Source organism: Pseudomonas asgharzadehiana, from assembly GCF_019139815.1.
GTDB lineage: Bacteria > Pseudomonadota > Gammaproteobacteria > Pseudomonadales > Pseudomonadaceae > Aquipseudomonas > Aquipseudomonas asgharzadehiana.
Genome location: NZ_CP077079.1, coordinates 4,339,543 through 4,352,724, shown reverse-complemented (window position 1 = coordinate 4,352,724; position 13,182 = coordinate 4,339,543). Strand labels below are relative to the sequence as shown.

Annotated in this window: 12 protein-coding genes; 4 read left to right on the top strand and 8 right to left on the bottom strand. The window is 62.7% G+C overall.

Going from position 1 to position 13,182, the window contains the following annotated elements; genetic code table 11:
* Positions 1-2: 2 nt before the first annotated feature.
* From KSS96_RS19700 to KSS96_RS19685, 4 genes are read right to left on the bottom strand one after another with little or no spacing between them, the layout of a single operon-like run.
* Entirely contained in the window at positions 3-707 is a 705-nt protein-coding gene (locus tag KSS96_RS19700) for a 2OG-Fe(II) oxygenase family protein (protein WP_065877728.1), read from the bottom strand.
* Positions 700-2,022, bottom strand: a complete 1,323-nt coding sequence (locus tag KSS96_RS19695; protein WP_135196147.1) for a polysaccharide pyruvyl transferase family protein — start codon at positions 2,020-2,022, stop codon at positions 700-702. Before KSS96_RS19695 ends, KSS96_RS19700 begins: the two co-directional genes overlap by 8 nt.
* Positions 2,019-3,287 carry an ABC transporter ATP-binding protein gene (locus tag KSS96_RS19690; protein ID WP_068935583.1) on the bottom strand — a complete coding sequence of 423 codons (1,269 nt, stop codon included), beginning with the start codon at positions 3,285-3,287 and terminating at the stop codon, positions 2,019-2,021. The genes KSS96_RS19695 and KSS96_RS19690 overlap by 4 nt, the downstream gene beginning before the upstream one ends.
* The gene (locus KSS96_RS19685) at positions 3,277-4,092 is read right to left on the bottom strand and encodes an ABC transporter permease (protein WP_017527763.1); all 816 of its coding nucleotides are present in this window, start codon (positions 4,090-4,092) and stop codon (positions 3,277-3,279) included. The genes KSS96_RS19690 and KSS96_RS19685 overlap by 11 nt, the downstream gene beginning before the upstream one ends.
* Positions 4,093-4,350: 258 nt before the next feature.
* Between KSS96_RS19685 and KSS96_RS19680 the strand changes: the two genes are divergently transcribed.
* On the top strand, positions 4,351-4,809 hold the full coding sequence (locus KSS96_RS19680; protein WP_065877722.1) for an Hsp20 family protein: 459 nt from the start codon (positions 4,351-4,353) through the stop codon (positions 4,807-4,809).
* An 81-nt stretch (positions 4,810-4,890) separates the two neighbouring features.
* Here KSS96_RS19680 and KSS96_RS19675 read toward each other — a convergent pair whose 3' ends face one another.
* The 4 genes from KSS96_RS19675 to KSS96_RS19660 all read right to left on the bottom strand — a co-directional run bounded on the left by KSS96_RS19675 (position 4,891) and on the right by KSS96_RS19660 (position 9,575).
* Positions 4,891-7,302, bottom strand: a complete 2,412-nt coding sequence (locus KSS96_RS19675) for a TonB-dependent siderophore receptor (RefSeq protein ID WP_017527765.1) — start codon at positions 7,300-7,302, stop codon at positions 4,891-4,893.
* A 75-nt stretch (positions 7,303-7,377) separates the two neighbouring features.
* Positions 7,378-8,328 carry a FecR family protein gene (locus tag KSS96_RS19670; protein ID WP_017527766.1) on the bottom strand — a complete coding sequence of 317 codons (951 nt, stop codon included), beginning with the start codon at positions 8,326-8,328 and terminating at the stop codon, positions 7,378-7,380.
* Positions 8,325-8,846, bottom strand: a complete 522-nt coding sequence (locus KSS96_RS19665) for a sigma-70 family RNA polymerase sigma factor (RefSeq protein ID WP_017527767.1) — start codon at positions 8,844-8,846, stop codon at positions 8,325-8,327. The genes KSS96_RS19670 and KSS96_RS19665 overlap by 4 nt, the downstream gene beginning before the upstream one ends.
* Before the next feature lie 87 nt (positions 8,847-8,933).
* Positions 8,934-9,575 (bottom strand): TetR/AcrR family transcriptional regulator, encoded by a 642-nt coding sequence (locus KSS96_RS19660; RefSeq protein WP_017527768.1) that lies wholly within the window; start codon positions 9,573-9,575, stop codon positions 8,934-8,936.
* A gap of 122 nt (positions 9,576-9,697) precedes the next feature.
* Here KSS96_RS19660 and KSS96_RS19655 point away from each other — a divergent pair, with 122 nt between their 5' ends.
* From KSS96_RS19655 to KSS96_RS19645, 3 genes are all read left to right on the top strand, one after another.
* The gene (locus KSS96_RS19655; protein WP_065877715.1) at positions 9,698-10,963 is read left to right on the top strand and encodes an MFS transporter; all 1,266 of its coding nucleotides are present in this window, start codon (positions 9,698-9,700) and stop codon (positions 10,961-10,963) included.
* 34 nt (positions 10,964-10,997) lie between these two features.
* Positions 10,998-11,795 (top strand): DNA/RNA non-specific endonuclease, encoded by a 798-nt coding sequence (locus KSS96_RS19650; RefSeq protein WP_017527770.1) that lies wholly within the window; start codon positions 10,998-11,000, stop codon positions 11,793-11,795.
* 175 nt (positions 11,796-11,970) lie between these two features.
* Positions 11,971-13,182, top strand: coding sequence for a YeeE/YedE family protein (locus KSS96_RS19645; RefSeq protein WP_217855238.1), 1,212 nt, complete (start codon positions 11,971-11,973; stop codon positions 13,180-13,182).

The following is a 13,182-nucleotide window of genomic DNA, read 5'->3' as shown; positions in this document are numbered from 1 at the left end:
CTTTACACAAGCGTTGCGTTGTTCGGTTCACTGTAAGGGTGCAGCGGTGTCGGGTCATCGGCCGGCCACATCGAGCTGCGTGAGCCTGGACGGTAGAAGGTCACGGTCACGCTGCGCCGGGAGGACCGACAGCCATCCACGACTCGCGAAACCGCGTGCCACGAGTTGTCGGCGCGCACCAGGACCGCCGAGTTGCCGATCACGGGGGGCACTTGGGCGACGACGTCGGCAGGGTCGGCAGAGCCGAGGATTTGCAGGCAACCGCCGTCGGCGGGGTTCCATGTCTCGTTGAAATACAGAATGTGCGTGACCCGTTTGTCGTCCAGGTCGGGATGGGGCCCCAGGTTGGCGCCAGGGCCGTAATGGAAGACATTCACCTCCATGGGCGCGTGGCTCAGGTCCTGGCCGGTCAATGTGGACATCGCATGGCGGTACTGCGCCGAGCGCAGGCTGTCGCTCAATGCCAGCCATGCGCGGCTCAGGGCCTGTGGGTTGACCACCTCGTGGCTGCCCATGGCGATCAATTGCCGTGCCTCGTATTCGTAATCCTTTGCCCCGCCGTAGCCCGATACCGTCTTGAAGTGGTCGTGGGGGTAGGTTCGGGCCAGTGCCTTGGCGTCTTCGGGGCTATACAGCGCGTCGATCTGCGCCCAGGAATAAGGCGCGCTTTTCAAGCGATTGGCGCTCAGTTTGCTCAGGTCAATCATGTCGAAGGGCTCCCAGCCATTTCGTCAGGGTACGGCGGATGTGGCGCAACGGCGCCGTCAGCTTGAAAGAGTTGGAGCGGTACAGCGCTTCAAGCGCGTGTTGGTGTTGCGCGTGGTCGCTTTGCCGCTCGGCGACCTGATGTTGGACCTGTGCATGCAGGTCTTCGAGTACCCCAGGCAAGCCTTGCCAATAACGGTTGAGCGCGGCTGGGGTCGACCTCGGGCCTTCACGGATCAGCTCGGCCACGCGGTCCCAGTGTGCGTCGAGCTGCTCCGTCGCGTGGGCGGTGACCTGGGACAGGGGCTGCCTGCCCAATTGGGCGCGAAACCACTGCGGCTCAATGGGCTGGTCCCGGCGTATCTGGAAGATGCGCCCATGGCTGGGCAGCGCGGTGTATTTACCGGTGCCCAGGTCCGCCGAGCAGAAGATCGGCACGCCAAACACCAGTGAGCTGATCGCCAAGTGATAGCTGTGCCCGATGACGCCCTCGGCATGGGCCAGCAGTTCCGCCAGCAGCAAAGGATCAGGCCAGAACGGCAGGCATCGCGAGCGTTCCAGGCCCTCGCCCAGAACGCTTTCGTGGTCGCCCAGCACCGGTCCTATGGGCAACAGCAGCAGCTGCAAGTCTTCGAACAATCCGGCATGGGTTCGCCACAGGTGCAGGAAGCTGTCCAACCCCCACATCGCATGCACCACCAGATACGGTTGAGTCAGCCCGGCGCTGGCGCGAAGTGCCAGGAAGGCGGCCGACGGCGCTTGCACGTCGAGCAACCGCGCAAGGCCGAAGGCGGTATCGGGGAGCACCTCGACCTGGGCGGTCGGCGACACCTGCGCCAGGGCTGACTGCGAGAGTGCATCCCGCACCCGGATATGCGGGCTGTGATCCAGGCTCAGCTTCACCAGCGGCACGGCCCACGACGGAATCTCGTTGCAATGCATGCCGGGCGCATTCCAGATCAGCGGGATTGCGTGTTGCAAGGCGATCAGCGCCGGCGTCAGCCAGTAACCGGTGGGGTGGTGAATGGAGGCATCCGGCGGGTAATAGCCGGTGGCAACCACTTTGTCGAAGCGAATAATGAAACCGCCGCCGATCAGTACGCCATCCAACTCGCCGGCGATGTCCGGCAAAGCGGTCAGTGAGGTGACCTCGTACGGCCATTCGGGTGGGGTTTTTGCGTGATAGGAAAACCGATGGAGCTTTACCGCGCCCAGGCGCCTGGTCAATTCCACTTCAGCGATGATGGGAAACAGCAAGTCGCCATAGTTGGCGACATCGAACGTGCCGAAGATCCCTACCTGCCACGCGCGACTCATTGGCGCTCCCCCAGAGTGCTCGTTTGCAGGGCGTGACCGGCCTCGATTCCCAGGTCGACGAACCCAAGGAAGTCCTTGGTGCCGGGCAGGGTGTCGAACGCCAGCAGCGCGACCTGCTTCTCGATGAGCTGTGCGGTTTCTTCGCTGTGGCCGTTCATCAGTTTCAGTGTGATGTGGTATTTGCCCGCCGAGAGGGCGGCGGGGAAGTGGACGGTGATGGTCGCCTTGCGCCAGCCATCGTGCGCCGCCTCCATCTGCAGCGGCAGGTTGGCGCCGCCGATCACCAGCAGCCGGGCTTCCTGGATTGTCACGCTGATGGAGGGCAACTCAATGGTGTCGCGAACCTGGGCCTGGATGCATATCTGGATGGTTTCGCCGTACACAAAGCTCGAATAGAGGCTGTCGGTATTGGTAAAGCAGGCGGCCACGATATGCCCCTCATCGGTGCCGAAGGCGATGCCGCCTTGTTTGTCGAGAAACGCCTTGGGAGCGACCGGCACCGCACCGCCACTGGCCCAGCGGCGCTGTTCGTCGCGCATTTCCAGCAGATAGAGTTCGGCCATTTCTTCGGGAGACCCACTGGCGCGCACCCGGCCTTCGCGCAGGTAAATGACTCGATTGCAAAAGCGTTTGACCATGCCCATGTCATGGGACACGAACAGCAACGTGGTGCCTTGCTGGGTCAGCGCCTCCAGGCGATTGAGGCACTTGAACTGAAACGATGCGTCACCCACCGCAAGGGCTTCATCGACGATCAGGATGTCGGGCTGTACGCACACGGCCACCGCAAAGGCCAACCGCACGAGCATGCCGCTTGAGTAGGTCTTGGTCGGTTGGTCGATAAAGTCGCCGATATTGGCAAAGTCAGTAATCTGGGCAAAACGCGCGTCGATTTCAGCACGACTGAGCCCCAGCACCGCGCCGTTCATATAGACGTTTTCGCGCCCGGTGAAGTCGTGATTGAAACCCGACCCCAGCTCCAGCAACGCGGCCACGCGCCCATGGCTGTGAATGCTGCCGGACGTGGCGCTCAATGTGCCGCAGATCAGTTGCAGCAACGTCGATTTGCCACTGCCGTTACGGCCGATGATCCCCACCGTTTCGCCTTTGCGCAGTGTCAGTGACACATCCTGCAGCGCCCAGAACTCGCGATAAAAATGCTTTTTACCCCGGGACAACAGCTGCCACAGACGATCCCTGGGCGTGTCATAGATGTGATAGCTCTTACTCAGGTGGGCCGTTTGTACGGCGATGTCAGAGCACATCGGCAAATCCTTTACGAGACTTCTGGAACCAGCTGAACCCCAGCCAGGCTACGCCCCCGGCCGCGAGTAGGCCGCAGACCCAAGTGAGAGGGTCGGGCAAGACGCCCCAGAACAGCACGTCACGGGTTTGCTCGACCACCAACGTGAGTGGGTTGAGGCGCAGGAGGCCTTGATAGGCCGGCGGAAAGGCGCTGGCCGGGTAAAAAATCGCGGAGACGAACATCAAGGCCGTCGTCAATACGCCAACTATCTGGCCGACATCGCGCAGGTAAACCCCCAGCGAGGCCAGCAGCCATGAAATGCCCAGGGTAAAGAGCACCAGCGGCAATAGCACCAGGGGCAGCAGCAGGCTGGTCAGGGGCGGAAAACCGAAAAACAGCAGGTGGAAGACCAGCCAGATCAATAAGCTGGCCAGGGTATGGAACAGCACCGCGCCCAGCACCACCCAAGGCAGGATCTCCAGGGGGAACATGACTTTTTTGACGTAGTTGGCGTTGGCGATGATCAGGCCGGGCGCACGGCCCACACATTCGGCGAACACGTTGAACACCAGCAGGCCGGCAAACACCAGCAGCGCGAATTCGCTCCTGGAACCGCTGCCTTGAGGCCAGCGCAGCTTGAACATCATGCTGAACACGAAGGTGTACACCAGCAACATGAACAGAGGGTTCAGGAACGACCACAACAGCCCCATGATGGAGCCGCGATACCGACCAATCACTTCCCGCTGAACCATGGAAACCAACAGTTCTCGATGTCGCCACGGGCTGGAAAACATGCCGGCCCGTGCGTTTACTTCACTCATCCAACGATTCCCATGACCAAGTCTGTGCGCTCATCAGTCTAGTCAGGAACTGCCGTTTAGCTATGCGGCCCTGGAAGATTGCTCGCGGCACTGCTCATCCGTCGGTGCTGTGGCCTGTATTCACGGGATCAGAGCCCTGCAAAAAAATTTTTAGGGACGCCGCTTGAAATTTTTTCGCCTGAACCTACTTAGGTTTTACGCGATGCCGAATACGGGTCGCGTATCAAATCACTTGGAGAAAACTCAGGAGATTTTGCAATGGCTACTACTCTCTCGTTGGCCCCACTGTTCCGCCATTCTGTTGGCTTTGACCGTTTCAACGACCTTTTCGAATCGGCGCTTCGCAGCGAGGCCGGTACCACGTATCCGCCTCACAACGTCGAGAAGCACGGTGATGACCACTACCGGATCGTCATCGCAGCCGCCGGCCTGGTGGAGGACGACCTGGAGATCCAGGTGGAAAAAGGTGTGTTGACCGTCGCCGGTGGCAAGCGTGAACACGATGAAAACATCACCTACCTGCACCAGGGCATCGCCCAGCGCGCGTTCCGCCTGTCGTTCCGCCTGGTCGACCACATCGAAGTGCAGGGCGCACAGCTCTCCAACGGTTTGCTGAGCATCGACTTGCTCAGGGTGGTACCGGAGGAAGCCAAGCCGAAGCGCATTGCGATTGGCGGTGCGGCCAAGGCTGAGGTGAAATCCATCAGCGAGCAGTAATGTCGCGATGAATAAAGGCGCTCTTTGGAGCGCCTTTATTGTTTGGCCCTATGAATGTCAACGGGGTTTGTTCCAGCCCGATTACCAGCGATACGTCAACGAACTGATCAACTGCCGCTCATCCCCATACCGGCAAATCGCGAATTCACAATAGGTGTAGCGCTTGTTGGTGACGTTATTGGCGTTGACTGCGACCTCCCAATGCTCGTCGAGCTCATAACTGGCGCGAGCGTCGTACAGGGTGTAGGCGGGCATCGACGAGGGTACGCCGGAGGCTTGGGTGGTGCCCTTGTAGCGGGCGCCGCCGCCGATGCGCAGGTGCGGGATACCCAGTGCCGCCAGGCGGTAATCGGCCCACAGGGCGGCCTGATGATAGGGAGTGTCTTCGCTGCGTTGGCCGATTTCGCTGGCGATATCGCTTTTTGTGATGCGCGCGTCGATGTAGGCGTAGGACGCGATCAGGCTGAGGTTGGGGGTGGCTTCGGTCTTGGCTTCCAGTTCAAAACCACGCGAGCGCACCTCGCCGACCTGTACCGAGAAGTTGAGGTCGGTGCGGTCCTGGCTCAGCACGTTGCGCTGTTCCAACTGATACACCGCCGCGCTCAACAGCGTGGCGCTGCCTTCGGGTTGATAGCGGATACCGATTTCATACTGCTTGCCTTCGGTGGGAATAAAGCTCTCTTCGGCCTTGTTGGTGCCGGCCACCGGAAAGAACGATTCGCTGTAGCTGATGTAGGGCGCCAGGCCATTGTCGGCCTTGTACACCAGGCCGGCGCGCCAGGTGGTGGCTTCATCGCTTTTGCCGCTGTCGACCCCGTTGCGGAACAGTTCGGTGTGCTGGTCGGCCCAGTCGTGACGGCCGCCCAACAGCAGGATCCAGCGTTCGTCGAACTTGATCTGGTCCTGGAAGTAGATGCCTTTTTGCAGGGTGTCGATCTGCGAGCCACGGTCGGTGGCGGGGTTTGTGTTGACCACTACCGGCTGGCCATATTGATAGGTCGCCAGGTTCAACGGCTGTGCGGTGCCGCGAAAGTTATGCGAGTCGTAGCTGGTGTCGTAACCATCGAAGCCCAGCAGGAAGGTGTGCTGCCAGTCGCCGAACTGCCATTTGCTTTCGATATGGGTGTCGCTGGCCAGGCCCCGCGAGCGTTCTTCGCGGTCGCTGTATTGACGGCGCAGCAGGCCGGTGGTCTGCGCGGTGGCGATGTTGTTGCCGGCGATGTTGACCTGCAGGTAGCGCCAGGTCACGTCCGACTGGTAGTAGCGCAGCTTGTGGCTGATGCGCGTGTGCTCATCGAAACGGTGCTCGAACTCATAGCCCAGCGCCGACATCTCGCCGTTCATTTCGTCGTAGTCCGGTTCACCGATAAAGTCGTGGCGGCCGATCTGGAACCGGCCGCTGCCCACGCCCTTGGTCAGTTGATAGGGCAGGGGCGCGGAGAAGCCGGTTTCAGTCTTCTGGTAGAACGACAACAAGGTCAGCGAGGTGTCGTCGTTGGGCTGCCAGGTCAGGGCCGGCGCGACGTAGACCTTGTCGTTGCGGATATGGTCGGCGGCGGTGTCGCTCTTGCGGTCGAGCAGGGTCAGGCGGTAACTCAGGGTGTCGCTGTCGCCCAGCGGGCCGGTGAAGTCGGCGGACAGTTGTTTACGGTTGTTCTGCCCGGCCTGCAGGTTGAGCTCATGGTAAGGCGTTTGGCTGGGGCGCTTGCTCACGGTGTTGATCAACCCGCCGGGCGAGAGCTGCCCGTACAGTACCGACGCCGCGCCGCGAATCACCTCGGCGCGTTCCAGCCCATAGGGTTCCTGTACGCCATCGTACGAGTTGTTTTGCAGGCGCAGGCCATCGCGCAGGGAGCCACCGGTGGCCGACTCCACGTCGAAGCCGCGAATGCGGAAACGGTCCGAGGTGCGGTTGAAACTGGTGGGTTGGCTGGTGAACCCCGGCGTCAGGTCAAGGGTTTGCGAGAGGGTTTCCGATTGCCGATCGCGGATCTCATCGCTGGTGACCACCGACAGCGATTGCGGGGTTTCGATGATCGGCGTGTCGGTCTTGGTAGCACTCAGGTTACGCGTGGCCACGTAGCCCTTGACGTGCTCGGTGCTGCGTTCTTCGGTCAGGCCCGTAATCGACGTCAGCCCCAGTTCCAGCGAGCCGCTGGTGTTGACCGGCACCAGTACATAGCCATTGGCGCCTTGCGCAGCCTGCAAACCACTGCCGCTCAGCAGTTGGGCAAAGCCCTGGTTGATCGGGAACTCACCGTGCAGGCCAGCCGTAGTCAAACCGGCGACGGTTTTGCTGTCGAACAACAACGCCACATGGGCCTGCTGGGCGAACAGGTTCAGCGCCGGGCCGAGCGGCCCCGCGGCGATGGCATAACGCGCCGCCTCTTGCGCGGCAGCCGGGCTGCACAGGGCCAGGCTCAGCGCGGCAACGCTGGCCAGGTTGATCGCCAGGGCGAGGGGCAAGGGGGAACGCTGGAAGTGGCGCGGCATGGAAGACATTCCTGTTATTGAGGTGCTTTCTTCCTTGACGGGGCAGTACGTAAAAGCGGAACCCGGCCTGCGCGATTATTTTTCGTGACGCTCGATCCGCAGCCACAACGGGCTGAACGCGCGGATGCGCACCGGCAGGCCATCGGCAATCAGTTGCAGGGCGCGGCGCGGGTTATCCAAGGGCAAGACGGCGGATACGCGCAGGTCGGCCAGTTGCTCGCGATCGAACTGCAGATGGCCGCCATATTGGCGTGCGAGTTCATCGAGGACCTCTGGCAACGGTCGGTCCTGTACCACCAACTGATGGTATTGCCAGGCGTCGTTCAGGGTGCGCGGGTCAACCTTGCCCACGCGTGTCACCGCGTTTGGCGTGATGCGCGCCTGCTCGCCCGCGCTGACGTTCACCGTGGCGTGATGGCCGGCATCGGTGGCTGCGACCGTTGACTCGAGCAGGGTCAGCAGCGTACCCGGTGCTTCGCGCTTGACCGTGAAACGCGTGCCGAGGGCGCGCATCTGGCCGTCGTCGGTCACCACCACAAACGGCCGCGCGGCATCGTGGGCCACCTGCACCAGGATTTCACCGCGCAGCAAGCGCACCTGGCGTTGCTGGCCATTGAAGGTCAGGTCTACGGCGCTGTTGCCACCAAGAGTCAGTTGCGAGCCGTCGTCCAGGTTGACCTGCTGCCATTGCGCCGGGGCGGTGCGCTGGTCGGCCAACAGATAGCTCGGCGGGTAGGCCCGCAGCGCCAGGGCCACCGGCAACGCCAGCAACAGGCCCAGCAACACCCGACCGCTCGGGTTGCGTCGGCGTACCCGGGCGGCTTCCAGTGCGGCCTGCACCGGCGCCTGTTGCGGGCGCAACGCCTGCAAGCGCCCCACGAACCCTTGCAGGCGCTCGAACGCCGCCGCATGCCGTGGGTCGGCGGCTCTCCAGCGTTCGAACTGCTGTTGCTCGCGTTCGCTGAGGTCGCCTTCGCTCAGGCGGATTACCCAGTTGGCGGCCTGTTGATCGAGGTCGGCGTTCATACATCCAGCGCATGGTGGCAGTGCAGCAAGGCGTTCATCAGGTGCTTGCGCACCATGCGCTCGGAAATCCCCAGGCGGCGGGCGATGTCGCTTTGGCGCAGGCCTTCGAGGAAGTACAGCAGGAACGCCTGCCGCGCGTTCAGGGCCAGGCCGTCGAGTACGAAGGCGATCTGTTCCAGTGCCTCGAGGGTGACGAGGATCTGCTCCGGCGATTGCTGGCACTGCTCCATGATCTCGATGGTCAGCGCCAGCTCGCGCAGATAGGTGCCTTCCAACTGACGGCGGCGCGCGCGGTCGATGATCAGGTGGCGCGCCGTGGTCGTCAAGAACGCCCGTGGTTCGCGCATGGCGCCCAGGGCCTCGCGTGACGCGAGGATGCGCATAAAGGTGTCGTGGGAGAGGTCCGCCGCGTTTTGCGGGCAACCGAGTTTTTTTCGCAGCCAGCCGAACAACCAGCCATGGTGCTCGGTGTAGAGCGCATGGACAGCCTGGTTCAAGGGAAGGTCGCTGGCCGACATCGGAAGTTACGTCTGCGGATAAGAATTATTCGCAAGATTAGCGGTGTGCCATCAACGAAAGCAAGCGTGGCCAGCACTGATTTGTAGTTAAGCCTTCGAATGGGGCGACGCAGGCGTGATCGACGCCGCGACATCCCAGGTGCGCAGGAGCCGGCTGATCGCGGCATCGATGGTTTGCGCCGGCACACCGTCGCGCGCGAGGATCGAAACACCCTGCAAGAAACTATCGAACACTGTGGCCATCACGCTCACCTGAGTGTGCGCTGGCAACTGGCCCAGGCGTACCGCGCGTTCCACACACGCCACGATCCCTGCGCGCGTGCGCAGCCGCGACTGGGTCAGCGCATCCGCCACCCGCGCGTTTTCCGGGCTCGGCGCACTCATCACGCCGAGTGCCACCATGCAGCCTTTGGGGTGGCCGTCTTCGCATTGCATGCGCGCCGATTGGCGCAGCGCGGTTTCGATGGCTTGACGCGGCAATAGGGATTCGTCCCACAGGCATTCGGTGACTTGGGCGTAGGTGGCCAAGTAACGCTGCACGCACTCCTCGAAGAGTGCTTCTTTGGAGCCGAACGCGGCGTAAAAACTCGGCGCGGAAATGCCGCCGCCCAGGCCGGCCTTGAGCTGGGCGAGGGAAGTGGCGTCATAGCCATGCTGCCAGAACAGGTGCAGCGCCTGTTCCACGGCCTGTTCACGATCGAAGTTACGCGGGCGGCCCATTTTTGCCATGGGAGGTCTCCTGTGGAAAGCGAGATAAATACTATTCGATACATAAGTCGTTGACAACGCGCGGTGCGCGCCTGCAACATTTGTATCGATCAGTATTTAAGTCTGCCTCCAAGGAGCTTCACATGACCGCCTCACTGGCCCTATCGGCTTCATCCGAACGCTTGCCCGTCGGCGCTTTGCTCGCCCTGGCCATGACCGGCTTCATCTGCATCGTCACTGAAACCCTGCCCGCCGGCCTTTTGCCGTTGATCAGCGAAGGCCTGGCGATCTCGCCGTCGATGGCCGGGCAGATGGTCACGGCCTACGCGCTGGGTTCGGTGCTGGCGGTGATCCCCATGACCATCGCCACCCGTGGCTGGCGTCGGCGCAATGTGTTGCTGCTGACCGTCGTCGGTTTTTTGCTGTTCAATTCGATTACGGCGTTGTCCTCCCACTATGGCGTGACCCTGGTGGCGCGTTTTTTTGCCGGGGCGGTGGCGGGTTTGGCCTGGAGCCTATTGGCCGGTTACGCACGACGCATGGTCGAGCCGCATCAACAGGGCAAGGCGCTGGCGCTGGCAATGGTCGGTACGCCGATTGCGCTGTCATTAGGCGTACCGCTGGGCACTTGGTTAGGTGGGTGGGTGGGGTGGCGTACCACGTTTGGCCTGATGTCGGGGCTGACCCTGATATTGATCGCGTGGGTGCTGGTGACAGTGCCGGACTACGCACCACAACCCGCGAATCAACGGCTGTCGTTGGGCAAAGTGCTGACCACGCCCGGCGTGCGCCCGGTGCTGGCGGTGGTGATCAGTTGGATGCTAGCGCACAACATTTTGTACACCTACATCGCACCGTTCTTGGCGCCGGCGGGGTTGGCCGAGCGTGTGGATCTGGTGTTGCTGGTGTTCGGGATCGCCGCGCTGGCGGGTATCTGGATCACCGCCCGATTGGTCGAGCCGTTGCTGCGCAACACCGTGTTGGCGAGCCTGGCGACGTTTGCGCTGGTCTGTGTGGTGTTCGGTTTGCTGGGAGCAATGCCTGAGGTGATCTACCTCGGCGTGGCGGTATGGGGCCTGAGCTTTGGCGGCGCCGCCACGTTGTTGCAAACCGCGCTGGCGGATGCGGCGGGCGAGGGCGCTGATGTGGCGTTGTCGTTGAACGTGGTGGCGTGGAACAGCGCAATTGCCGGCAGCGGCGTACTGGGTGGGGTGTTGCTGGACACCTGGGGCGTGGCTGCGTTTGCGTGGGCGATGCTGGTGTTGGTGGGCGTGGCGCTGAGTATCGCGTGGACGGCGCGGGCCCATGGCTTCAAACCGGGAAAACGGTCTGCCGATGGGCCGGCGGCGGCTGGAAACGCCAGCGCAACCGCCAGGGCCAGCACTAAAGTGCAATGTGAGGGTCCATAGGTCCCGCTCAATCCTCACGATAAGATTTAAAAACATGCACTTACGCAACATTGCTATCGGGCTCTCGGCCTTTTTTCTGCTGTCCACCGGGGCGCACGCCCGGGGTGCGATGGACCTCTATTCCAGCCAGGAACAACGCCTTTCGTTCGACAGCTGCGCCGATATTTTCCCGACCGCCACGCCGATCAAAACCGCGACCGTCCCCGCCAGCATGAAACCGCTGGCGCTGTGCTCCGACCATTTTGCCGTGCTGTATTCACAAACCAGCAAGACCCCGCTGCTGGTGGTCGAACGCCTCAACGCGCGCCAGCTCAACGACGCCAAAGGCGAAGAACGCACCAACCATTTCTACGCCGACCCGCGCATCCCCAAGGCAGGGCGCGCGGAGTTGAGCGACTACCACGGCCAACACCCGGCCATGGACCGCGGGCATCAGTCCCCGGCCGCCGATGCCCCCGACGCCAAAGCCATGGCCCAGTCTTTTGCGCTGTCGAACATGGTGCCGCAAGACCCCACCAACAACCGCAAGATCTGGAGCAAGGTCGAGGCCGATGTGCGCAAATTCGCCGTACGCGCCGGCGGTGACGTGTATGTGTTCACCGGGCCGTTGTTCGATGCCGGTTACGGCACCATCGGCGATAACCAGGTGTGGGTGCCGACGCGGCTGTTCAAACTGGTGTACGACGCTTCGTCCAAGCGGGCCTGGGCGTATGTGCTGCCCAACGCCGAAACGCGTATCCAGCGGCCGATGGACTACGACACCTTTGTGAAGACCACCGGGCTCAAGTTGCTGGGTAACCTTCCCGTGTCGGGATCGGTGGGGCGCGGCTGACAGCGGTGCGGCAGTGACTGTGTTCGCTGCCCTCGCCAGCGCTTGCGCAGCCTCGGTACACCCGCCGAACCGAGTCGCGCGCATCCCGGCCGCGCTGAAGCGACAGCCCAGTGCCGGTCTGGGTTTATACTCACCCGCTTCGCAACCCGTTCCTACCCACCCACCGAGATACGCCATGAGTACCTCCTTGCCTATCGCCGCCACGCGCAAACCCTTTGCGCCGCTGGTGGCCTTTATCGTCCTGGTGCTGGGCGCCTTGTTTTTGCAAGCCAGCGTCGGCTCGCGCCAGGTGCTGTTGCTGGTGGTCGGTGCCGCATTGGGCCTGACCCTCTACCACGCCGCTTTCGGCTTCACCTCGGCCTGGCGTGTGTTCATCAACGAACGCCGTGGCGCCGGTTTGCGCGCGCAGATGGTGATGCTGGCGCTGGCGGTCTTGCTGTTCTTCCCGGCGCTGGGGGCGGGGACCTTGTTCGGGCAGCCGGTGGTCGGGCTGGTCGCGCCGGCCGGTGTCTCCGTGGTGTTTGGTGCGTTTATTTTCGGCATCGGCATGCAACTGGGCGGCGGTTGTGCGTCGGGCACGCTGTTCACCGTGGGCGGTGGTAATGCGCGCATGCTGGTGACGTTGCTGTTCTTTATCTGCGGTTCGCTGATCGCCACTCATCATGTGGACTGGTGGTTCGCACTGCCTGCGTTCCCGGCGGTATCGATCGTCAACAGTTTTGGCGTCATACCGGCCTTGTTCGCCAGCCTGGCGATGTTCGCACTCATCGCCGCCGTCACCGTCCGCCTCGAAAAACGCCGCCACGGCCAGCATGAACACGGCGTGCAAAGCGAACACCAAGGCCTGCGCCGCTTCCTGCGCGGCCCATGGCCATTGGTCTGGGGCGCGGTTGGCCTGGCGCTGCTCAACTACGCCACCCTGGCGCTGGCCGGACGGCCATGGGGCATTACTTCGGCGTTCGCCCTGTGGGGCGCCAAAGTGGCAAGCGGTTTGGGTGTGGATGTCGGCGCCTGGGCGTTCTGGCAGATGCCGGGCAATGCCAAGGCCCTGGCGGCGCCGGTGTGGCAGGACATCACCAGCGTCATGGACATCGGCATCGTGCTCGGTGCGCTATTGGCCGCCGGCCTGGCCGGGCGTTTTGCCCCCAGCCTGAACATCCCGGCCCGCTCGCTGATCGCTGCCGTGATCGGCGGCCTGCTGCTCGGTTACGGTTCGCGCCTGGCGTACGGCTGCAATATCGGCGCGTACTTCAGCGGCATCGCCTCGGGCAGCCTGCATGGCTGGGTGTGGCTGGTGGCGGCGTTTATCGGCAACGGCGTGGGGGTGCGCCTGCGGCCGTTGTTCTTTGCTGGCGAGCGGCCGCAGGTGGCGCTGAGCGGTTGCTGA

Bases quoted from the DNA above. Each gene is read 5' to 3' on its own strand.
- KSS96_RS19685 (WP_017527763.1), bottom strand. From the start codon at position 4,092: ATGAGTGAAGTAAACGCACGGGCCGGCATGTTTTCCAGCCCGTGGCGA.
- KSS96_RS19645 (WP_217855238.1), top strand. From the start codon at position 11,971: ATGAGTACCTCCTTGCCTATCGCCGCCACGCGCAAACCCTTTGCGCCG.
- KSS96_RS19690 (WP_068935583.1), bottom strand. From the start codon at position 3,287: ATGTGCTCTGACATCGCCGTACAAACGGCCCACCTGAGTAAGAGCTAT.
- KSS96_RS19675 (WP_017527765.1), bottom strand. From the start codon at position 7,302: ATGCCGCGCCACTTCCAGCGTTCCCCCTTGCCCCTCGCCCTGGCGATC.
- KSS96_RS19680 (WP_065877722.1), top strand. From the start codon at position 4,351: ATGGCTACTACTCTCTCGTTGGCCCCACTGTTCCGCCATTCTGTTGGC.
- KSS96_RS19650 (WP_017527770.1), top strand. From the start codon at position 10,998: ATGCACTTACGCAACATTGCTATCGGGCTCTCGGCCTTTTTTCTGCTG.
- KSS96_RS19665 (WP_017527767.1), bottom strand. From the start codon at position 8,846: ATGTCGGCCAGCGACCTTCCCTTGAACCAGGCTGTCCATGCGCTCTAC.
- KSS96_RS19660 (WP_017527768.1), bottom strand. From the start codon at position 9,575: ATGGCAAAAATGGGCCGCCCGCGTAACTTCGATCGTGAACAGGCCGTG.
- KSS96_RS19695 (WP_135196147.1), bottom strand. From the start codon at position 2,022: ATGAGTCGCGCGTGGCAGGTAGGGATCTTCGGCACGTTCGATGTCGCC.
- KSS96_RS19670 (WP_017527766.1), bottom strand. From the start codon at position 8,328: ATGAACGCCGACCTCGATCAACAGGCCGCCAACTGGGTAATCCGCCTG.
- KSS96_RS19655 (WP_065877715.1), top strand. From the start codon at position 9,698: ATGACCGCCTCACTGGCCCTATCGGCTTCATCCGAACGCTTGCCCGTC.
- KSS96_RS19700 (WP_065877728.1), bottom strand. From the start codon at position 707: ATGATTGACCTGAGCAAACTGAGCGCCAATCGCTTGAAAAGCGCGCCT.